The organism is Streptomyces oryzae, from assembly GCF_017676365.1.
Taxonomy (GTDB): Bacteria; Actinomycetota; Actinomycetes; order Streptomycetales; family Streptomycetaceae; genus Streptomyces; species Streptomyces oryzae.
In genome coordinates this window covers 1-19557 of sequence record NZ_JADKMA010000146.1, presented here as the reverse complement: position 1 = coordinate 19557, position 19557 = coordinate 1, and the positions used below count along the sequence as shown (strand labels likewise).

At 70.4% G+C, this 19557-nt stretch carries 18 protein-coding genes; 11 read left to right on the top strand and 7 right to left on the bottom strand.

The genetic code is table 11. The features are described 5' to 3' along the window. Positions 1-446: 446 nt before the first annotated feature. The gene (locus tag ITI46_RS24395; protein WP_209241878.1) at positions 447-1466 is read right to left on the bottom strand and encodes a LacI family DNA-binding transcriptional regulator; all 1020 of its coding nucleotides are present in this window, start codon (positions 1464-1466) and stop codon (positions 447-449) included. Between the two features lie 285 nt (positions 1467-1751). Here ITI46_RS24395 and ITI46_RS24390 point away from each other — a divergent pair, with 285 nt between their 5' ends. The 5 genes from ITI46_RS24390 (at position 1752) to ITI46_RS24370 (ending at position 7351) form a co-directional block, all read left to right on the top strand. Next, positions 1752-3149 carry an ABC transporter substrate-binding protein gene (locus ITI46_RS24390; RefSeq protein ID WP_209241877.1) on the top strand — a complete coding sequence of 466 codons (1398 nt, stop codon included), beginning with the start codon at positions 1752-1754 and terminating at the stop codon, positions 3147-3149. 4 nt (positions 3150-3153) lie between these two features. Continuing rightward, positions 3154-4092: a carbohydrate ABC transporter permease gene (locus ITI46_RS24385; protein WP_209241876.1), complete on the top strand. Its 939-nt coding sequence runs from the start codon at positions 3154-3156 to the stop codon at positions 4090-4092. Between the two features lie 6 nt (positions 4093-4098). Continuing rightward, the gene (locus ITI46_RS24380; RefSeq protein WP_209241875.1) at positions 4099-4926 is read left to right on the top strand and encodes a carbohydrate ABC transporter permease; all 828 of its coding nucleotides are present in this window, start codon (positions 4099-4101) and stop codon (positions 4924-4926) included. A gap of 103 nt (positions 4927-5029) precedes the next feature. Continuing rightward, positions 5030-6661 (top strand): glycoside hydrolase family 13 protein, encoded by a 1632-nt coding sequence (locus ITI46_RS24375; RefSeq protein WP_209241874.1) that lies wholly within the window; start codon positions 5030-5032, stop codon positions 6659-6661. A gap of 396 nt (positions 6662-7057) precedes the next feature. After that, entirely contained in the window at positions 7058-7351 is a 294-nt protein-coding gene (locus tag ITI46_RS24370; protein WP_209241873.1) for a YciI family protein, read from the top strand. 61 nt (positions 7352-7412) lie between these two features. Here ITI46_RS24370 and ITI46_RS24365 read toward each other — a convergent pair whose 3' ends face one another. Together ITI46_RS24365 and ITI46_RS24360 are read right to left on the bottom strand one after the other, a co-directional pair. Beyond that, a complete protein-coding gene (locus tag ITI46_RS24365) occupies positions 7413-7865 on the bottom strand; it encodes a bacteriocin immunity protein (RefSeq protein ID WP_247746512.1) in 453 nt (150 codons plus the stop codon). Between the two features lie 334 nt (positions 7866-8199). Further along, complete coding sequence (locus tag ITI46_RS24360; RefSeq protein WP_209241871.1) at positions 8200-8481, bottom strand: MFS transporter; 282 nt, start codon at positions 8479-8481, stop codon at positions 8200-8202. Between the two features lie 439 nt (positions 8482-8920). Between ITI46_RS24360 and ITI46_RS24355 the strand changes: the two genes are divergently transcribed. The 3 genes from ITI46_RS24355 (at position 8921) to ITI46_RS24345 (ending at position 11677) form a co-directional block, all read left to right on the top strand. Then, positions 8921-10930: an ABC transporter ATP-binding protein gene (locus ITI46_RS24355; protein ID WP_209241870.1), complete on the top strand. Its 2010-nt coding sequence runs from the start codon at positions 8921-8923 to the stop codon at positions 10928-10930. A gap of 25 nt (positions 10931-10955) precedes the next feature. Continuing rightward, positions 10956-11186 carry a hypothetical protein gene (locus ITI46_RS35860; RefSeq protein ID WP_209241869.1) on the top strand — a complete coding sequence of 77 codons (231 nt, stop codon included), beginning with the start codon at positions 10956-10958 and terminating at the stop codon, positions 11184-11186. 89 nt (positions 11187-11275) lie between these two features. Then, positions 11276-11677 carry a hypothetical protein gene (locus ITI46_RS24345; RefSeq protein WP_209241868.1) on the top strand — a complete coding sequence of 134 codons (402 nt, stop codon included), beginning with the start codon at positions 11276-11278 and terminating at the stop codon, positions 11675-11677. Positions 11678-11862: 185 nt separating this feature from the next. Here the strand turns inward: ITI46_RS24345 and ITI46_RS24340 are convergent, their stop codons facing one another. Together ITI46_RS24340 and ITI46_RS24335 are read right to left on the bottom strand one after the other, a co-directional pair. Next, the gene (locus ITI46_RS24340; protein ID WP_209241867.1) at positions 11863-13173 is read right to left on the bottom strand and encodes an SPFH domain-containing protein; all 1311 of its coding nucleotides are present in this window, start codon (positions 13171-13173) and stop codon (positions 11863-11865) included. Further along, complete coding sequence (locus tag ITI46_RS24335) at positions 13170-14834, bottom strand: SPFH domain-containing protein (RefSeq protein ID WP_209241866.1); 1665 nt, start codon at positions 14832-14834, stop codon at positions 13170-13172. Before ITI46_RS24335 ends, ITI46_RS24340 begins: the two co-directional genes overlap by 4 nt. 342 nt (positions 14835-15176) lie before the next feature. Between ITI46_RS24335 and ITI46_RS24330 the strand changes: the two genes are divergently transcribed. After that, positions 15177-15908: an FG-GAP repeat domain-containing protein gene (locus ITI46_RS24330; protein WP_209241865.1), complete on the top strand. Its 732-nt coding sequence runs from the start codon at positions 15177-15179 to the stop codon at positions 15906-15908. 145 nt (positions 15909-16053) lie between these two features. Then, positions 16054-16551 carry a hypothetical protein gene (locus ITI46_RS24325; protein ID WP_209241864.1) on the top strand — a complete coding sequence of 166 codons (498 nt, stop codon included), beginning with the start codon at positions 16054-16056 and terminating at the stop codon, positions 16549-16551. Between the two features lie 35 nt (positions 16552-16586). Here the strand turns inward: ITI46_RS24325 and ITI46_RS24320 are convergent, their stop codons facing one another. After that, the gene (locus ITI46_RS24320) at positions 16587-17780 is read right to left on the bottom strand and encodes a threonine synthase (protein WP_209241863.1); all 1194 of its coding nucleotides are present in this window, start codon (positions 17778-17780) and stop codon (positions 16587-16589) included. Between the two features lie 110 nt (positions 17781-17890). Here ITI46_RS24320 and ITI46_RS24315 point away from each other — a divergent pair, with 110 nt between their 5' ends. Next, entirely contained in the window at positions 17891-18589 is a 699-nt protein-coding gene (locus ITI46_RS24315) for a formylglycine-generating enzyme family protein (RefSeq protein WP_247746511.1), read from the top strand. Here ITI46_RS24315 and ITI46_RS24310 read toward each other — a convergent pair. Next, a complete protein-coding gene (locus ITI46_RS24310) occupies positions 18577-19488 on the bottom strand; it encodes a glycosyltransferase family 2 protein (protein WP_209241862.1) in 912 nt (303 codons plus the stop codon). The two genes, ITI46_RS24315 and ITI46_RS24310, sit on opposite strands and share 13 nt — an antisense overlap. Positions 19489-19557: the final 69 nt, after the last annotated feature.

The window sequence follows — 19557 nt, the reverse complement described above, 5'->3', positions numbered from 1 at the left end:
GGACCGACCCCACCCCGCCCCCTCGCCCAGCTGCCCGCGTCGGCAGGCTGCCAGTACCTGACCAACCAGGGTCAGCGGGAGCGCCATTGGGGCCTCGTGGTGGACCAGGGCGAACGGGCTGCGCTGCGTGAGCACGAGCTCGATGGCGTCAGCAGGCCGTCGCGTGACGGCTCATAGGTATCGGGCGTCCTGGCCGGTCCTGCCGGCCGATCTCGAAGGCGGCTCCAAAGAAGCTCCCAAACCGGCCGCCGAAACCGCTCAGGGGCCGACCCGCTTTCGCGTACCACGTCCCTGACCTGGTGCCTCCGGAACCGGTCACCGCCGGAGCGGACCGGCGCCCGGGCTGTTTCTGGGCACCTCGCGCCATCTGCTCCGATGCGGACTTCCGGAAACCTGGGGAGTTCTGGGCCGTGAGGTCCGTCCCGGCCAAGAGCTCACCGTTGCGGCTACGGGCGCGGTGGTGCCGTGCTGCCCCGTATGACGAGCTGAGTGGGCACGACGACGTCGTGGTCGGTCTCTTCGCCGCGCAGGATCTTCAGGAGCATGCGTCCGGCCAGTTCCCCTTGTTCACGGACGGGCTGGCGGACGGTGGTGAGGTCGGTGAGTTCGGCGACGGGGTGGTCGTCGATGCCGATGACGGAGATGTCCTCGGGGATGCGCAGGCCGGCGCGGCGCAGGGTGCGGACGGCGCCGAGGGCGACTTCGTCGGAGTGGGCATAGACGGCGGTGGGCGGCTCGGGCTGGCTGAGCAGCTCGGCCATGGCGTCGGCTCCTGCGGTGCCGCCCCAGTCGACGGTGACGACAAGGCGTTCGTCGGTGGGGATGCCGGCGTCGCGCAGGGCAGCGTAGTACGCGTTGGAGCGGCCGGACGGTTGTACCTCGTCGGGCTGGTCGGGGTCGACGGCGGCGATCATGGCGATGCGGCGGTGGCCCAGGAAGATCAGATGGTCCATGGCCTGTCGGCCGGCGGTCGCGTCGTCGATGGACACATTGGGGTAGGGCGCGTGCTGGTGGCCTGCGGCGATGATGGTGACGCCCATGAGTTCGAGCCGTCGCTGTTCCTCTTCTCCGACGGGGAAGGCGAGGACGACGACGGCGTCGACTTTGCGCCGGGCGGGCAGGCGGTGGAAGAAGTCGTGCCGGTCCTCGATGCCGTCGACGTGGTAGAGCAGTACGTCGAGCTCGGCGCCGCGCAGGACCGACTCCAGCCCTTCCAGGAGGGTGGCGAAGAACCAGCGGGAGATGTGCGGCACGACCACCGCGACCCGGCCGGTGGCACCGCCCGCCAGGCGGGATGCCTCGGGTGAGACCACGTAGGAGAGCTCCTCGGCGACGGCGAGGACGCGTCGGCGGGTGGCTTCGGCGACACCGTTCTCGTTGTTGAGTGCGCGCGAGGCAGTGGCCATCGAGACGCCGGCCTTGCGGGCCACGTTCGCCATGTTGATCTTCCGGGAGCTCTGCGGCATGCCGGAAGGTTAACCCACGATCGGAAACGCTTCCATAGATCTCTCGGAAGGGTTCCGAAGGTTTCATCGTGGCCGACAGCTGATCTCCCCAACCCTTCATCGTTCCAGCAGGTCAATATGGCGTTGCGGTTCCGTTACTTGACAGCCCGGGCGTGGGTGCTCAGTCTTTCGGCAACGGAAACGCTTCCGAAACGAGCCCGCCACCTCCCCGCGGCCCTCCGGGAAGCACGCCGAGACTCCGTCTGCCGACCGTGAGCGGCAGCCGCACGGATGCGAGGAGGCATCATGCTTGCGCACTCCACAACCTCCCCGGCCAGATCAGCCACCGGTGCCGTCGGCAAGCGCAGGCGCGCCTCGCTGGTGGCCGTCGCTGCCGGGTCGGCGCTCGTCACGCTGGCGGCCTGCAGCGGTCCGGGGTCACGCTCCGGCTCGTCGGCCGATGCCACTCCGACCGCCGTGAACACCGCGGTCGCCAACACGCCTACGACGCTGACCCTGTTCTCAGCGGCGGGCCTCGAGGCGTACGAGCAGGACCTGGCCGACGCTTTCCAACGCAAGTACCCGAAGATCAAGGTGAAGCTGCGGGTGGAGTCGGACAACAACTTCAATACCGTGCTGCCGAGGGTGCTCGCCTCCGACTCTGCGCCCGACATCGTGCAGCCCTACGACCTCCGCGGCGGCGTCAAGGACGGCCTGCTGACCAATCTCGATGCCTACGACAAGGCGTACGGCTGGAGCGACAAGGTTCCGGCATCGGCGCTGGCGCCGGGGCGGGTGTCGAACGGCGTGGTCGGTTCAGGTCCGCTGTATCAGGCAGGCGGTTCGGCCGGGCCGCTGACCGGCGTCTTCTACAACAAGAAACTGGCTGCCAAGGTCGGTATGAAGACGCCGCCCCGGAGCATCGGTGAGCTCGAAGCGGTCATGGCCAAGGCTAAGAAGTCCGGGATCACCCCGATCGTGGCCTCCAACCAGGACGGACTGATCGGCCACCTCTACAACCTGCTGCTCGGCGACTACATGGGCGCCCAGGAACTCAGCGACCTCGTGTACCGCAAGCCGGGCGCGACCCTGCAGACCCCGGCGGCGGTGCAGGCCACCAAGACGCTGCACAAGTGGATCAAGGCGGGGTACTTCGCCTCCGACGTCAACGCCCTCAACCAGGAGGCGTCGTACGGCAAGTTCACCGGCGGCAAGGGGCTGTTCTTCTTCCAGGGCAGCTGGATCACGCAGACCCTGGACAAGAACTTCAAGGGCAAGTACGGGGTGTTCCCGATGCCGCCCGCGAAGAAGGGCGGCATGTACGCCGGGATGACCAACAACACCCTCGCCTTCTCGATCGCCGCGCGCTCCAAGAAGAAGGACGCCGCAGGGCTGTTCCTGAACTTCCTCACCACCCCCGAAGCCGCGAAGATCGCGGTCGGCAACGGGTACGCCGCGCTGACGCCCGGTGCGGACAGCAAGGCCGAGCCGTCGTTGTCAGGCACGCTGACCAAGCAGATCCAGACCGGTTACGCGGCGATCGCCGCCGACAACGGCTTCGACAGCTGGCTGCAGAACTCCGCACCCGAGGTCAACACCAAGCTCACCCAGCAGCTCCAACTGCTGGTCTCCGGCAAGGTCACCCCGACCGCGATGGTCAAGACCCTGCAGAGCACGTACGCCGACGCCCTCAAGAGCAACTGACACCATGGAATTGACCAAGTCGCCCGGCCTCAGCCGGAAGCAGGGCGCTTCCGGCTCCCGGAGCCGCCACCGCCGCAGGCTCCGGGCCCGGCGGTGGGCCGGCTGGCTGTTCGCCCTGCCCGCACTCGCCTTCTACGCCGTCTTCAACGCCCGCCCTGTCCTGCTGTCGATCCAGTACTCCTTCTACGACTGGGACGGAGTCGGCGCCTCCACCTGGGTGGGCCTGAAGAACTACAGCGAGGTCTTCACCGACTCCGAGCAGCTCAACTCGCTGCTCCATGCCTTCTACCTGATCCTCTTCTTCACCGTCCTGCCGGTGCTCCTGGCCCTGATCACCGCCTCGGTGCTGCGGCAGCTCCAGGGACGCTTCACCGGCGCTCTGGCCCGCACCCTGCTGTTCCTGCCCCAGATCATCCCCGGGGCCGCCGCCGGCGTGGCCTGGATGTGGATGTACTCGGACAACGGCGTGGTCAACCAACTGCTCCGCGCCATCGGCCTCGACGGCCTCGCCCGCCCCTGGTTGGGCGACTTCGCCTGGGCCTTGACCGCGGTCGGCTTCATCGGAACCTGGCTGTCCACCGGACTGTGCACGATGCTCCTGCTGGCAGGTATCGGAAAGATCGACGGCAGCCTGTACGAGGCCGCCCGTATCGACGGGGCAGGGCCCCTCCGGCAGTTCTGGGCCGTCACCCTGCCCGGACTGCGCAACGAGATCGGCGTCTGCGTCACCATCACCATCATCGCCGCACTGGCCAGCTTCGACGTGGTCTACCTCGCCACCCAGGGCGGCCCCGGCACCCAGACGATGGTCCCCGGCGTCGCCGTCTACAACCTGGCGTTCAACGACAACCGCCTCGGCGCGGCCTCCGCGCTCGCCGTGGTCCTCACCCTGATCGTGATCGCCGTCATCGCCCCGCTCCAGCGGCTGTTCCGGGAGAAGTAGAGCGTCATGCCCACACGGACACTTCGCCGATGCGCACCCGGTCTGGTGCTGATCGCGGCAGCCGCGCTGTACTCGCTGGTGCCGCTGCTGAGCATGGTCAGCGCCGCCCTGGCGCCCCAGGGCTCCCTCCCCAGCGGACTGAGCTGGCCGAGCGATCCGCACTGGCACAACTTCATCGACGCCTGGAACGTCGCCAACATCACGACTCTGCTGAAATCCAGCACCCTGATCGTGCTCGGTGTGGTCCCCGTCGCGATCGTCATCTCCACGATGGCCTCCTACGCGATCGCCGTACTGGACATCCCGCTCGGCCGCGTCTTCTACACCGTTCTCGTCCTCACGCTCACCCTGCCGTACGAGATCGTGATCGTCCCGCTGTACGAACAGGTCAGGGCCATGGGCCTGCTCGGCACCCAGTGGGCGCTGATCCTGCCGCTGGTCGGGATGAACATGCCGTTCGCGGTCTTCTGGATGCGGGCACACTTCGTCAACGTGCCCCGCGAACTGTCCGAAGCCGCCGGCATCGACGGCGCCAGTCCGTTGCGGGCCCTGCGCCACGTCCATCTCCCGCTGGCGCGACCCGCGATCGCTTCCCTGGCGCTGTTGATGTTCCTGTCCACCTGGAACCAGTTCCTGCTCGCCCTGGTGCTCATCGACGACCCCAACAAGCGCACCATGGCCGGCGCCCTGCAGGCATTCACCACGAAATACAGCACCGACCAGGTGCTCCTGAACGCCGGCGCACTGCTGATCATGGCCCCCACGATCATCGTGTTCCTGTTCCTGCAACGCCACTTCGCCAAGGCGCTGCTCCAGGGCTCGGTCAAGGGCTGAGACCACGTGCCACGCCGCCGATCTGCGGCGTATCTCCATCCCCACCTGTCACATCGACACGTCACACCGACATGTCCCCTCGCACAGTCAGGAACCGAGCACCGTGAGCAACTCACCTGACGCCTGGTGGCGTTCCGCCGTGATCTACCAGGTCTACATACGCAGCTTCGCCGACGGCAACGGCGACGGAATCGGCGACATCGCCGGCCTCCGCTCCCGCCTGCCCTACCTGGCCGATCTCGGCATCGACGCGATCTGGATCAACCCCTGGTATCCCTCCCCGCTGGCCGACGGCGGCTACGACGTTGCCGACTACCGCGACATACACCCCGCTTACGGCACCCTCGACGAGGCCCGCCGGCTGATCACCGAGGCCCACGAGCTCGGCCTGCGCGTGATCCTCGACATCGTTCCCAACCACACCTCCGACCAACATGCCTGGTTCCGGCAGGCGCTGGCCGCAGGCCCGGGGTCACCGGAACGGAACCGCTACATCTTCCGCGACGGCAGGGGCGAGGACGGCTCCCTGCCGCCGAACGACTGGCACGCCGCCTTCGGCGGCCCCACCTGGACCCGCATCGACGACGGCCAGTGGTACCTGCACCTGTTCGCCCCCGAACAACCGGACCTGAACTGGGACAACCCTCAGGTCCGCGCCGAGTTCGAAGCGATCCTCCGCTTCTGGTTCGACCTCGGCGTTGACGGCTTCCGCATCGATGTCGCCCACGGCATGGTCAAGGACCCCGCGCTGCCCGACCTGGGTCTTTCGGAATTCTCCGTCCTGGCCCTGGAAGGCCAGGAAGACCACCCGCACTGGGACCGCGAAGACATCCACACCATCTTCCGCAGCTGGCGCGCCATCGCCGACAGCTACCCCGACCCCCGAGTCTTCGTCGCCGAGGCCCACGTCCGCCCCGGCCGCCTGGCCGACTACCTGCGCGACGACGAACTGCACACCGCCTTCAACTTCGACTTCCTCAAGTGCCCCTTGGAGGCAGATCAGTTGCGGAAAGTCATCGACCGCAGCATTACCGATCTCGCCGTCCTCGGCGCCCCCGCCACGTGGGTCCTCTCCAACCATGACGAAACCCGCCACGTCACCCGCTACGGCCGCGCCTACACCGGCGTCACCGCCCCGATGCGCGACGAGGGCCACCCCTCCGACCGCGCCCTCGGCACCCGCCGCGCCCGCGCGGCGACCCTGCTCATGCTGGCACTGCCCGGCGGCGCGTACATCTACCAGGGCGAGGAACTGGGCCTCTACGAAGTCGATGACCTCCCCGAAGAAGCCCTCCAGGACCCCACCTGGGAACGCTCCGGCCACACCGTCCGCGGCCGTGACGGCTGCCGCGTCCCCCTCCCTTGGACCGGCGACACCCCACCGTTCGGCTTCGGCCCACAGGGATCCACCCCCTGGCTGCCCCAGCCCGAGGACTGGAAGTCCCACACCGCCGAAGCCAACCAGGCCGACCCCACCTCAATGCTCCACCTCTACCGCACCGCCCTGCACCTGCGCCGCACCCTGCCCGACCTCACCAGCAAGGAACTCTGCTGGATCGACAGCCCCAATGGCACACTCCTCTTCCAACGCGGAACCGGCCTCCTCTGCGCACTCAACCTCTCCGACCAGCCGATCCCCCTCCCCCACGGCTGCCGGCCCCTCCTGGCATCCGAGCCACTCGGCAACGACGGGACGCTGCCACCGGACACGGCGGTCTGGCTCCACCGCGCCTGACGACCGCGACAGGGCCAGGTCCTGATCCACGCCGGAGGTCGAACTCGACTCTCCGAGTCCAGGAGCAAGACGTGGTTCCCGGTTCCTGCCTGGTTGAGGTCTCAGGGAGAGGCCCGGGGTCCGGGGCCGACTCTGCGCAAATGCGCAGGTCACCCCCATCTGCAGAACCAGCCATGTTTTGTGGCTCCTGCCGGGGGCGCCACCGACTTCTTGCCGGGGGCGGCGGACACCCCGGACCCGCAACAGCTGTCGTATGGGGGACGGAGCCGTGCCACAACTGACGCAACGTGCCGTCCGGGAGGGAGGCCGGCAGCGGTATGCGGTTGAGCGAACGCCACTGCTCCGGTGTATCAACCGATACAGACATGCTCACACCGCGACCGTACCGTCAGCGGCATGCTGATTCTCGAACTCTCCTTCACCGACAGCCCGGAACGCCTGGCCGCACGCCCCGCCCACCGGGAGCGCCTGCTCCAGCTGCACGCCGAGGGCACGCTCCTGGCCGCCGGACCCTGGGCGGACGACAGCGGCGCGGTGCTGATCTTCAACGCCGAACGCCCCGAACTGGAAGCCCTCATGGCCGACGACCCGTACTACCGCACCCCGGGAGTCCGGATCACCGGCATCCGCGACTGGACCCCGGTCGTGGCCCCCGCCATGCCGGGTGCCGGGGGCCCGCCCGCACGGTGACGTTCCACGCTCCGGGCGCTCCCGGTGATCCTCCCGGCGGTCCTGGCCCTTCCGGTGCTGCTCACAGCGCGATCGCACGGTGGCTCAGTGCGGCGTCGGTGACCGCCTCGGCCGAGGCGCCCCGTAGCTCGGCAGGAGGGTGGAAGAGCAGGTCGGCGGCTTGTGGATGGGGCACATTGGCCGCGAACAGCCGCAGGTAGTAGTCGGTTTCCGGGTCGGCGGCCAGGATTCTGCGGGCGAGCTCGACGAGTTCGTCGCGGGTGATGCCGGGGATCTTCGGACGGGCCGGCCGGGCGGCCTCGCGCGCGAAGTCCTCCAGGCCCCGCCACCCGTCGTACTCCGCGAAATCGAGGGCCGTGTACGCGTGCCCCGTACGTTCCGCGAAGGCGGCGACGGCGTCGTCCACCGGTTCACCGCGTGCGATCAGATCCGCGATCCGCTCGATCTCGCCGCTGATCTCCTCCAGCCGCCGCGGGCCGACCGGCGGCGGCAGCAGTTCGGGGCGCAGGTTCATGGACCGCATTGTCCGGCAGGCGAGTTCGTGTCGGCGGCGACCGCGCTTTCCGGACCGCGAGGAGCGTGGGCGAGGGCCGGCGCGGTGCGGTGCGGTGAAGGTGAGGGATGAGGAAGCCGGTGCTGTAGGCGCCCTCGGTGGGGCTGGGCCTGTCCGGCTGGGCCAGTGCGGTGGTGTGTGCGGCGAGGACGGTAACGGCGGGCTGGGCGCCGACGGCGCAGTCGACGGCGCGGACAATGGTGTTGATGCCCGTCGCCACGCCCGTCCGGCGGCGGTGCGGCCGCCACGATCACGTTCCCGGGGAATGCGAACGCCGGCCCGTGCGCGGCGCCCATCAGCACGCCGGCGAGAGGGACAGCGCACGCCACAGTGACCAGGGGCCGCAGCCCAGACAGCCGACCAGCACGCGGCGGTGGGCGAGCAGGTCACCGAGGCGGCCGGCGATCGGCGTGGCCACCGCGCTGGGGAGCATGAATGCGGTCAGCACCCAGGTGGTGGCCGAGGCGGAGGCGGCCAGTTCATGCCCGGAGGGGGGCGGCACGGCGATGACGACGGTCTGGGCGGGGCTGACAGCCGGCGCGGCGACGACCAGGGGACCGCTGCCCAGCCCCGGCATGCCCGCACGCCCCGCGCAACCGTCGTCGGCAATACCCCGAAAGGGTGGTCCGAGCTGTTCGAGTGATGCCACACCGCTGGGACAAGGCGTGCGCCGCCTTCGACACCGCTCGGGAACGTTTGTTCACGATCTGCCCCTCCCAGACCCGTTACAGGACCGCTCCGAGGGCCGTTTTTGGAGCACCAGTACGCCTCACGCGCTCAACCGGAGGACACCGTGCATCCTGAGCCCGCCCCGACGGCCACCCCTACTGAAATCGAACACTCCCGGCCTGCCGCCTGGTACATCGAGCAGGACCGGCGCCAGGTTGACGCCGCCGCGCACCACGCCTCATCCGCGAAAGCAGGGTGGAAGGCATGAGCGAACACGACGCCACAGGCCATCGAGTTCCAGTGCTCGCGTGGCCCGCCATGGTCCGCCCCGGGCAGGGGCGGTGCGCATGAAACTGCGAAGGAAGCCGGACCTGACGGCGGGCGGGATCTCGGACGCGGAGCGCGAGCTGTACGGCGGCCGGTTGCGCTGGGACAGGTCGTTCGTGCATCACGAGGGCGCGCTGATCCGGATGGGGTTCGGGCAGATGGCCGCGGCCCTGCCTCGTATGGCGGGGACGGTGTTGCGCACCGGGTGGAGCGTGGACCGGCGGGCGCTGGCCGGTGTCGTGGCGGCACAGGTCGGGCAGGGGGTGACGGCTGCGTGGGGCCTGGTGGCGGTCAACGGCATCCTCACCCAGTTGTTCGCCGAGGGCCCGACCGCCGACAAGCTGCGCGACGCTCTCCCCGCCCTGGTGGCGCTGGCGGTGGTGTCGGTGGGGGCGGCGCTGCTGGCGGCGTGGTCGACGGCGATGTCCGGTCGGCTGGAGCCGCAGGTCGAGCGGGCCGTCTCCGCCCGCTACTACGAGGCCGTCACCCGCGTCGAGGTGGAGGCCACCGAGCGGCCCGAGGTGCAGCGCACGCTGGAGGCGGGGAAGTTCGGCACCGACTCCGCGCGGAACATGCTGCGGCTGTCGGTGGGCGTGAGCAACGTACTCATCGGCATGGTCGCCGCCGCTGTCGTGCTGGCGTCCCTGCACTGGGCGCTGCTGCCGATGCTGCTGGCCATCGCCCTCCCGAGGGGGTGGGGTGCGGTGCGCTCGGCACGCCGTGAGTATGTCTCGCGGCTGCACTGGGTCGATCACCGCCGTGCCATCGCTTCGCTGCTGGCGTATCTGACTCGGCCGCATGCCGCCGGTGAGATCCGCGCCCACGGTGCCGGGGTGAAGCTGCTGGGCGGCTATGAGGAGATGTCCCGGCAGATGGAGGCCGAGCAGCGGCGGCTGGCGCGGGCGCAGGCGCACACCGATCTGGTCGCCGGGGCGGGCTCCGGGCTGGCGTCGCTGGGCTGTTACGGGGTGCTGTGGTGGCTGCTGACCAGCGGCGGGCTCCCGCTGGCGGTCGGCGGCACGGCAGTGGTCGCCATCCGCAACTCCACCGCGCGGCTCACCTCCCTCATCCAGCAGGTCAACCGGCTGTATGAGGAGATGCTGTTCCTCACCGACACCAAGAACGCCACCGAACTGGCCGCCCAGCACGCCATCCCGCACACGGGCGCCTCGCTGCCGTCTCCCGTGCGGACCGTCCGCGTGGAGAACGTCTCCTACACCTACCCCGGCGCCAACTCACCCTCCCTGAAGGAGGTGAGCCTGTCGGTGCGGCGGGGACAGGTGACCGCGCTGGTCGGCGCGAACGGCTCGGGCAAGACCACCTTGACCAAGATCCTCGCCGGCCTGCTGCTGCCCACCAGCGGCAAGGTGTGGTGGGAGGGCGAGCCCAGCGAGCGGGTCGAGGTGCGCGCCGCCGACCGCGCCGAGGTGTTCGCCTCCGTCGGACTGCTCGCCCAGGACTTCCCGCACTGGGAGATGACCGCCGCCACCAACGTGGCCATCGGCGCCGGCGACCACCCCCGCGACATGACCCGGGTCAGGCAGGCCGCGCAGGCCGCCGACGTACGCGCCCTGATCGAGGGCCTGCCGCACGGCTGGGACTCGATCTGCTTCAAGGGATACGAGCGCGGCGTCCAACTGTCCGGAGGGCAGTGGCAGAAGCTGGGCAACGCCCGCAGCCGGTACCGCAACGCCCCCTTCTTCCTCGTCGACGAACCCACCTCCGCGCTCGACCCGCGCGCCGAGATCGAAGCCTTCGAGGGACTGTGGTCCCTGGCCGACAGCGGCCATGCCGTCGTCCTGGTCACCCACCGGCTCGCCGCCACCGCGAAGGCCGACCACATCTACGTCCTCGACCAGGGCCGCATCGTCGAAGAAGGCACCCACGAGCAGCTGATGTCGCGGGGAGACGGTCTCTACCGGGAGATGTTCCAGGCCCAGGCCGCCCAGTACGGACTCGCCCCGCCGTCTGCCGACCGCCTCCCGGCGCAACGGGCAAGTGACGCCCGCCGGCACAGGCAGGCTCCGTGAGCACGGGCTCCAAGGGAGCACCGTCGTGCTGCTGTACGTCACCGGCCCTGACGTACCCGGCGCCGCCCACGGCGCCTGCGCCGGACTGCTGGGGCGCGCCCTCCCCGACCACGACCCCGGCACCACGGTGGGCGGCTTACCCGAAGCGAACCGTGTCGGCCAGGATCGACATGGTTCGGCCAAACTGCGGCCTACTGCGGAAGTTGTATGGATTCGCGCACTACCGTCCTGGATCGAGGCGAAGACCAAACCATGACTGGATGTCCCGGCCTTCGCGGTAGCGGCATCCTCGGCACAGCACATCACCGGCAAGATCAGTGACCGTGATCACGTCAGGGGAATGGCATGGCCAAGGTTCGATCGCTCATCGCTGCGATGGCAGCAGCAGCCGCTCTCACCACCGGTTTCGCCGGCAGCGCTGTGGCCGCCGAGCAGGGTTCCGTCTCAGTTCAGGGCAGCAGTTGCTCCACTCTGTGGACAAGCAACGGCAAGGGCTCGGTCTACGTCTGCTGGAGCTGGCACAAGAACTCGAAGGGCACCTACGACGGCACCTACAGCGGCAAGTTCTACGATCACGCCACCGACGGCAAGTGGGTGATCCTCCAGGCATCATGGGCCGGCCGGGGCTGGACATCGGTCCAGACCGCCGCCAACGGGGAGTCGTTCTCCTCCGACTTCTACGGCATAAGCGGACTCAACTTCCGGGCCTGCCTGACCGGAGGCTACTGCGGTAGCCCTGCCTGGTGACGCGGGTTCGACAGTTGCTGAAGGGGTCTCACTGACGCGGCACGTCCCGTCGTCAGCGGCCCAGTGCAGGACAGGACGGCCGGCGTGGCGACACGCCGGCCGTTCCATTGCTGCCCAACTCGCTGCCCATTCGGCGTCCCGGGTGGGCCCGTATCGGATCGGCGGGAAGACTTCCTATCGGCGGGTCACAGTTCTCCGGCGACTTCCTCGACCGCTGAGCGCGGGGAGTTGCCGGAGCGGTCCGTGCCGGGCAGGAGTTTGGCGGCGAGCAGGGTGGAGAGGGCGGAGGTGTCGGTGCCGGAGTTGCTGTCGGTGCGCAGGACCAGGGGCCGCGGGGCCCGGCCGGTGAGCGCGGCTCCCACCTCCAGCCGGCGCCGGGCCAGTTCGTACTGGAGGACGGCGCGGTTGTCCCGGTACGCCTGGGCCAGCCGGCGCTGTGCCCGTGCCTCGTTCTCGGCGGCGATCAGCCCGCTGCGGCCTCGCGTCTCGATCTCGAACCGCACCTTCTGCGCCTGCGTCTCCTGTTCCTCCAGCAGCTGGGCGACCTGTTCGCGTGCCTTGTTGAGGGCGGCCTTGACCTCCACGAGCCGCGCGTCCCGCACCTTCTTCGCCCGCTCGATGTCCATCTGCAGGCTGTCGATCCGCCGCTTGCGCGTCAGGCCCCATTCCTGCTCGTAGGCCGTGGACTCCTTGGCGACCCGTTCGCGGGTGGCCAGGTGCTGCTGGTACTGCGTCGGAAGCTGGACATCGGGGATGTTGGCCCCAGTGATGCGCACGCCGTAACGGGAGAGCTGACGGTTCAGCAGGTCCTGCATGTCGGCGACATCGGAGCCGCGCAGATCGTAGGCGCGCTCGGTCCGCACCCGGCGTCCGCGCTGCCGGATGGCGTCCTGCACAGCGCTGGAGAGTACGAGGTCGAAGTTGCCGGCGCCGATGGTGCGGACGAACAGCACGGCGTCCGTGATGCGGAACTTCAGGAAGAAGTCGATGGCGCGCAGCGGCACGTTCTCCTGCGTCGGGCAGGCGACGACCGGGGCCGAATACGGAATCTCGGTGGCGGTGTCCACCACGAAGTCGACGCGGGACCAGGGGTGCCACAGATAGTGCCGGCCCGGGTCCAGGGTGCGCACGATGGCGCCGTAGCGGGTGAGGATGCCGGTGGTGCCCTGTTCGATCTCGACGATGGACGAGCGCCACCACCACAGCGCCCCCGCCACCAGGGAGGCCAGACCCAGGACATAGGCGGTGCCGGCGAAGGCGTCCCAGGCCGTGCCCGCGGCCCCGTCGCCGCTCCGGGCCGTTGCCATGACGCCGCTGGTCACCGCGAGCAGCCCGAGCCAGAACGGGACCATCCACCAGACGCGGCGGCGGTGCCTCGGGATGATCACCGGCACCAGGGTGCCGGCCTCACCGCCGCGCAGCAGATGCGGGATTTCGCTCCAGGGCGCCACCTCTTCCGTGATGACGGACCTGTGGTTGGTACGTGCGCTGCTCACTGACCGGCCTCCCCGTCCTGCTGGTTGTGCTCGCTGTGCCCGCCTGCCGGTACGGTCGGCTGCTGCGCCTCGCGCAGGGTGCTGATCTCCGCTTCCCGCTCCGCGATCCGTGCGGCGACCTCGGTGAGCCGCTCCCGTACGGCGGCCACGTCCTGCGCGGAGAACAGCTCCGCATCGCGCTCGCCCACCAGCTCCCTGGCCAGGGCGAGGAAGTCGACACCGGCCGCGGCGCCGTTGCCCGCGCCGTCTCCGCCGCCGATCCGGATCAGCCGCGGCAGATGGTCGGCGACCTGCTCCAGGGTGTCGAGCACCTGCTGCTCGTAGCGGTACTCCAGGATCTCCGGGGCCTCAGCCGCCGTCACCGCGCGGATGTCCAGCGCCTGTGCCTCCAGCAGCGCCGCGTTGGCCTTCGCCTCCGACTCCGCCTGGACGTAGCGCTGGCGGGCCAGTGCCTCGGCGCGGTTGGTCTCGCGTTCGACGGCGGTGTCCATCTGCGCCTGGTACTGGGCGATGTCGGCCTGGATGGCGGACAACTCCTCCTGCCGGGTCGCCAGTTCCTTGCTCAGATCACCCTCGTCCTGCTCCTTGCGCAGCTGGAGCGCGTACTCATGGGTGTACGCCTCCTTGGCGACGCGCACCATCTCGGGTGCCGCCAGGTCCATCCGGTAGCCCTGGTCGGAGGGCTCGGCGTGCGTGATGTTGGCGTTCGTCAGCTCGACGGCGGGACGGAACTGCTGGTTGAGCTGCTCCAGCAGCCGCCCGGTGTCCTCGCCCACCATGTCGTAGATCCCCGCGGCCTCCTGCTCGTAGATGAGGCTGCGGATGGTCTCGCTGACCGCGTTGCCCAGCTTCTCCTCGAAGCCGCGCACCGCGCCGAGTGTGTAGACGAACTCCACCGGGTCGCTGATCCGGAACTGGATGAACAGATCGATCGACGCCTTGACCCCGCCCCGGGTCGGTGCCTCCCGCACGGGGGCGTTGAAGGGGTACTCGCGTGTGGTGTTGAGGATGTACGAGACGCGCTTCCACGGGTTGAGCAGGATCACCCGCCCTGGGCCGACCACCTGTTCGAGCTTGCCGAACCGGGTGATCAGCGCCTGGCAGCCGTCGGGCACCATCACCATCCCCTGCCGCCACCACACGAACGCCACCGCGCCGATCGCCAGCACCCAGTAGTGCACCCCGAACAGCGGGTTCGTCAGCGCGCTGCTGCCGGTGAACGACGAGAGCGCCGAGGTGACCGACAGCCCGACGACCCCGATGACCAGCAGCATCGACACCGGCAGCATGCTCAGGAACGAGCGGCCCCGCGGCAGCACCATCGGGCAGATGGTGTGCACCTTCTGCCCGCCCTCGCGGCTCCGGCCGCTGTGGTTCAGCTCCTCGCCGGCCTCGTCCAGGGGGACGGACTTCTGCTCCATGACCGTTTCGATGGAGCCGCCCTGTTCCCGCGCTGCCGGAAAGTCGGACGGGTTCATGCCGTCCTCGCGGAACTGCTGCTCACCGGAGCCGGCGCCGCCGCCTTCCGTGCCTCCGCCGCCGGTACGCTGCTGCACCGCTTCCTCCGCCGCCTCGCGTGCGTCGCGGCCGGAGGCGACAGCCTGAGCGACTCTGCGCACGTTCTCGCGGGCACTTACCGCGCGCCGCGGACCCTGTGCCATGGATTCCCCCTTCGTCCACCGGACGGCGCCTGACCGTGCCCGGGTTCTGCCGTGTCCTGCTCTGTGCTGCGGGCGACTCTGCCCGCAGCAGCCGGGACCGTATACGGGAGGGACACGGCAGAACCCGCCGCGGTTCCGTTGCCGGGGCCCGGCAGGGGGAGCGGGCGTGCGCGGTGCGCACCAGGTGCTGCGGTGCGCACCAGGTGCTTCTGGGACGAGAGGGCTGCCCTGTCTGGGCACGTTCCCCGGATGTCACAGTCGCGTCACACGGCGGCCGGTCGTGAACTCGCGGGGCGGAGCCGGCATCACATCTCCCAGTCACGACGGAAAGGGAGCCTGGAGATGCTTCGCACACGTTCACGTTGGATCGCCGCACCGCTCGCGGCAGTTGCGCTGTCCCTGACCTACGCCGGCTATCAGGCGGGGGCGGCCGAGCCGTCGGCGGCCGGCGGCACGGGCGCGGCGGCAGCGGCACCGTGTCTGGCCGACGCGACCACGCTGATCGGTGATCTCGACGGTGACGGCAACCCGGACAAGATTGCCGACCCCGGGCACACCGGCACCGAGATGACCATCCAGTGGGGCTCGGCGGACGGATCGTTCGGCGAGAAGACCGCCGTCCGGGACCTGGTCGGCGCGAAGGAGGGGGAGGACACGGCCGCCGCGGTCGCCGACTTCCAGAACGACGGCACCCTGGACATGGTCGTCAACATCGTCGAGCCGTCCGGCGGGGACGACCCCTCCACGGCACGTCTCGCCGAATACCGTCCCGGCCCGCTCGACCGCACGAACCTGCAGTCCGCCGACTCCGTGCACTCCGACATCGGCGACCACGGCGAGGTCCGGCAGCTGAGCATCGCCCGCTACAACGACGACGCCTACCCGGACCTCGCGGTCCTCAACAACGCCGGTGACGGTGTGATGGACCGGGACGTGCGCCTGTCCCGGCCGGACGGCGGCCTGGCGGGCTGGGACGCCGGGGCGAACCAGAAGTACGGCGAAACCGGGACGTGGGGCGAGCCGCCGGCCATGCCCGGCGACGGCTGGAAGCAGTTCTTCAAGTCCTGCTCGTGACTCCCGCCACCGGGCGCCGCGGCCGGTCCTCAAGGACATCCGCGCTGCGGCGTCCGGTGCGCCATCGGGCCGAAAGCCGCCCCCCTGTACGCCAGATGCCGGTCCCTGCCCGTCAGACGCCGGCCCGCTCTCCGAGGAGACAACCATGCCCGCTCGTAAGTTCCCCGTGCTCGCCCTCGCCGCTGTGGCTGCCAGCCTGGCGCTCACGGCCTGCGACAACTCCGGTACGGACAAAGCCTCCTCCTCCAGGTCCGGCTCGTCCGCCTCCGCGAGTGCACCGCAGTCCCCCGCCGCCGATGCGCAGTCCCACCGCCCCAAAGCCAAGAACGCCCGCGGCTCCAACAACAAGACGCACAAGGCGCAGTCGGGCAAGTCGGGCACCCCCAAGAAGCCCGGGGTCAGCTGCACCGACCAGCTCAACTACGCCGGCGACCCCAGGTCGAACGCCGACATCAACACCATCGGCGAGAGAACCGGCAACTGCCCGGCACCGGAAAAGAGCGGGACACCGTCGGGCACCCCCAAGAAGCCGGGGGTCAGCTGCACCGACCAGGTCAACTACGCGGGGGACCCCAGGCCCAATGCCGAGATCAACTCCATCGGCGAGGAGACCGGCAGCTGCCCGCCCGTGCGGCAGCAGTGAACAGTAGTGCGCTGGGTGGCGCGGGCGCGGCGGCCCTACGCCGCCCCCTTGACGATCGTCGTCATCGCGGTGGGTGCCTTGAGGGCCGAGCCGGTGAGGATCACCACTGTGGTCCCGCCCGGCCGCAGCTCGCCGCGGGTCGCGAAGACATCGACGGCGGCAGCCGCGGTGGCGCTGGTGGGCTCCGCGTACAGGCCGGTGGCCGCGAGACGGCGTACGGCGGAGGCGATGTCCTCCTCCGGGATCGCGGCCATGGTGCCGCCCGAGCGGCGTACGGCGGCCAGTACCTCGGGCAGCCTGACCGGCTCCTTGATGGCCGTGCCCTCGGCCAGCGTCGGCCGCCAGCCGCCCGGCGGCGCGGGCACCGGCGCCTCGGCACCGGCGTGGAACGCGGCGTGCAGCGGGGCGCAGTTGGCGGGCTGGGCGACCAGGAGGCGGGGCAGCGCCGCGATCCGGCCGGCGGCCAGCAGTTCGGTGAAGCCCAGATCGCAGCCGAGGACGGTGCTGCCCGCGCCGACGACGGTGACCACCGCGTCCGGGGCCCGGAAGCCGAGGTCCTCCCAGATCTCGTACGCCAGCGTCTTGGTGCCCTCCAGGAAGTACGGATGCCAGTTGTGGCTGGCGTAGACCGTGTGCTCGGCGCGGCGCAGTGCCTCGGCGGCCGTCGCGTCCCGGTCGCCGGGGACTTCGGTGACCCGCGCCCCGTAGGCCGTGGCCTGCAACGTCTTGGCCGGTGAGGTGTGTTCGGGCACGAGGATGGTGGCGTCGATGCCGGCGGCGGCGCAGTACGCGGCGACGGACGAGCCGCCGTTGCCGGAGCTGTCCTCCAGCACGTGGCGGACGCCCTGCGCGGCCAGCGCCGAGATCATCACGCTGCTGCCGCGGTCCTTGAAACTCCCGCTGGGGTTGAACCACTCCAGTTTGAAGCCGACGTCGAGCCCGCTCCAGGTCCGCTCCAGCAGCGGGGTGCACCCCTCCCCCAGGCTGATGCCCGGCGCCTCGGGCGGCAGGGGAAGCGCCGCGCGGTAGCGCCACAGCGAACGGTCGGCCAGGGCGATGTCGCCGGGCGCCGGAGCCTGTCCCAGGGAGACGAGCAGCGGCGTTCCGTCGTCGCCGCGCCAGCGCAGCGGGTCGAGGGGGTAGCGCAGCGCCGAGCGCGGGTCGCGCAGCTCGCGCGGGTCATGGGGGCCGTGCGGCTCGTGCCGTTCGGCGAGGGGGGATTCGGCCATGGAGATCTCCTCGACTCGTCGGTCTCGCCGCTCGCTCGCGCGCTCTTTGAGGGGGCGTCCAGGATATCGACGTTTGCCACAGACCGACCGGCCAGTATGCTCGCTCGACCATGGAGGCGCAGACGCGGGTGGAGATGATCAGCGTTCCGGCGGGGCAGGTGACGCTGTCGGACCGGCGGACGCAGCGCAGTTGGCAGGTCCGGCTCGCGCCGTACGAGCTCGCCGCGTTCCCCGTCACCCAGGACCTGTACGCGCGGGTGACCGGTCGGCGGCCGAGCGCGGCGCGCGGGGAGCGGCTGCCCGTGGAGAGCGTCTCGTGGTGGGACGCCGTCCGCTTCTGCAACGCCCTCTCGCTGCGGGCCGGGCTGGCGCCCGCCTACCGCCTGGGTACCGACGACGCGGGCGAGGCGAGCGCCGAGTGGGACGGCGCCGCCGACGGGTACCGGCTGCCGACCGAGGCCGAGTGGGAGCACGCCTGCCGGGCCGGTACGGAAGGGCCGCGCTACGGGCCGCTGGACGAGATCGCCTGGTACCGCGGCAACTCGCAGGAGCGCCTCCGCGAGGTGGGCGGCAAGCGCCCCAACGCATGGGGGCTCCACGACATGCTCGGCAACGTCTGGGACTGGTGCTGGGACCGCTACGACCCCGAGGTCTACGGCAGCTACCGGGTGCTGCGCGGGGGCGGCTGGTTCGACGAGCACTGGAGCTGCCGTGCCTCGGCGCGGCGCCGCAGCCACCCCACCTTCCAGGTGGACGACGTGGGGTTCCGCATCGCGCGCGGCCCGGTGCCCGCGGGTCAGCCCACGTAGCGGCGGGCCGCCGACCGGCGCTGGGCGCGCTCCAGTGCGGCCAGCCGGGCTTCGACGGTTGCGGGTACGGGGCGGCGGTTGGCCAGCACCCAGGGCAGCGCCGCGGCGGCCCGGGTGAAGGCGCGGGCGCTGGCCGCGTCGCGGGGCACGGTCCGGGCCAGGTACCAGGTGCGGCGCAGCGCCGCAGGCAGGGGGCGGCGCAGCCAGGTGTACCAGAGGGTGTTGCGCAGCCCGTCCACCCGCCTGCCGGTGGCGTCCCGCAGCCGGGAGGGCGCGTGGTGGATGGTGAGCTCTTCGGCGTAGGCCAGCCACCAGCCGCGTACGGCCAGGTCGGTGGCGAGCAGTTCCTCCTCACCGCCGAGCCACAGCCGGGGCTCGAAACCGCCCGCCGCGCGGAAAGTGGAGACCCGCAGACAGGTCGCCGCCGCCAGGAACGAGCCCAGCGCAGGGCCCGGCAGCCAGTCGGGGCCCGGCACCGGGGAGTTGCGCAGCTCGGCGACAACCGGGTCCTCCGTACCCTCCGGCTCGACCAGGATCCGCGCGACCACACCGGCCAGCCGCGGATGGGCGTCCAGCCGGTCGGCGGCGCCGCGCAGCGAGCCGGGCGCCCACCAGGAGTCGTCGTCGCAGAAGGCCACATATGGGGTGGTGACCTGGCGTACGGCCAGATTGCGGCCCACCGCACCGGTGTTGCGGCCCGGCGACAGCAGCTCGATCTGCGGATGCGCCGCCTGGAGGGCGCGTACGGCGACCGCGGTCCCGTCGCTCGACGCGTTGTCCACGACGATCACCCGGGGCCGCTCGGGCAGTTGGGCGAGCAGGTCGAGGGTGCGGAGGAGCTCCTCCTTGCGGTCGCGGGTGATGACGACGACCGTCACCCGCGGGTCGGGATCCGTCATACCGCTGGTCCCTCCACACGGCGGGCGGCTTCCTCGACCGCGGGCGGGAGGGGGCGGCGGAGGCGGAGC

What these genes read in the sequence shown, in the direction of transcription:
- ITI46_RS24395 (WP_209241878.1), bottom strand. Translation starts at nt 1,466, where the DNA reads ATGCCGCAGAGCTCCCGGAAGATCAACATGGCGAACGTGGCCCGCAAG.
- ITI46_RS24390 (WP_209241877.1), top strand. Translation starts at nt 1,752, where the DNA reads ATGCTTGCGCACTCCACAACCTCCCCGGCCAGATCAGCCACCGGTGCC.
- ITI46_RS24385 (WP_209241876.1), top strand. Translation starts at nt 3,154, where the DNA reads ATGGAATTGACCAAGTCGCCCGGCCTCAGCCGGAAGCAGGGCGCTTCC.
- ITI46_RS24380 (WP_209241875.1), top strand. Translation starts at nt 4,099, where the DNA reads ATGCCCACACGGACACTTCGCCGATGCGCACCCGGTCTGGTGCTGATC.
- ITI46_RS24370 (WP_209241873.1), top strand. Translation starts at nt 7,058, where the DNA reads ATGCTGATTCTCGAACTCTCCTTCACCGACAGCCCGGAACGCCTGGCC.
- ITI46_RS24365 (WP_247746512.1), bottom strand. Translation starts at nt 7,865, where the DNA reads ATGAACCTGCGCCCCGAACTGCTGCCGCCGCCGGTCGGCCCGCGGCGG.
- ITI46_RS24360 (WP_209241871.1), bottom strand. Translation starts at nt 8,481, where the DNA reads ATGCCGGGGCTGGGCAGCGGTCCCCTGGTCGTCGCCGCGCCGGCTGTC.
- ITI46_RS24355 (WP_209241870.1), top strand. Translation starts at nt 8,921, where the DNA reads ATGAAACTGCGAAGGAAGCCGGACCTGACGGCGGGCGGGATCTCGGAC.
- ITI46_RS24345 (WP_209241868.1), top strand. Translation starts at nt 11,276, where the DNA reads ATGGCCAAGGTTCGATCGCTCATCGCTGCGATGGCAGCAGCAGCCGCT.
- ITI46_RS24335 (WP_209241866.1), bottom strand. Translation starts at nt 14,834, where the DNA reads ATGGCACAGGGTCCGCGGCGCGCGGTAAGTGCCCGCGAGAACGTGCGC.
- ITI46_RS24330 (WP_209241865.1), top strand. Translation starts at nt 15,177, where the DNA reads ATGCTTCGCACACGTTCACGTTGGATCGCCGCACCGCTCGCGGCAGTT.
- ITI46_RS24325 (WP_209241864.1), top strand. Translation starts at nt 16,054, where the DNA reads ATGCCCGCTCGTAAGTTCCCCGTGCTCGCCCTCGCCGCTGTGGCTGCC.
- ITI46_RS24320 (WP_209241863.1), bottom strand. Translation starts at nt 17,780, where the DNA reads ATGGCCGAATCCCCCCTCGCCGAACGGCACGAGCCGCACGGCCCCCAT.
- ITI46_RS24315 (WP_247746511.1), top strand. Translation starts at nt 17,891, where the DNA reads ATGGAGGCGCAGACGCGGGTGGAGATGATCAGCGTTCCGGCGGGGCAG.
- ITI46_RS24310 (WP_209241862.1), bottom strand. Translation starts at nt 19,488, where the DNA reads ATGACGGATCCCGACCCGCGGGTGACGGTCGTCGTCATCACCCGCGAC.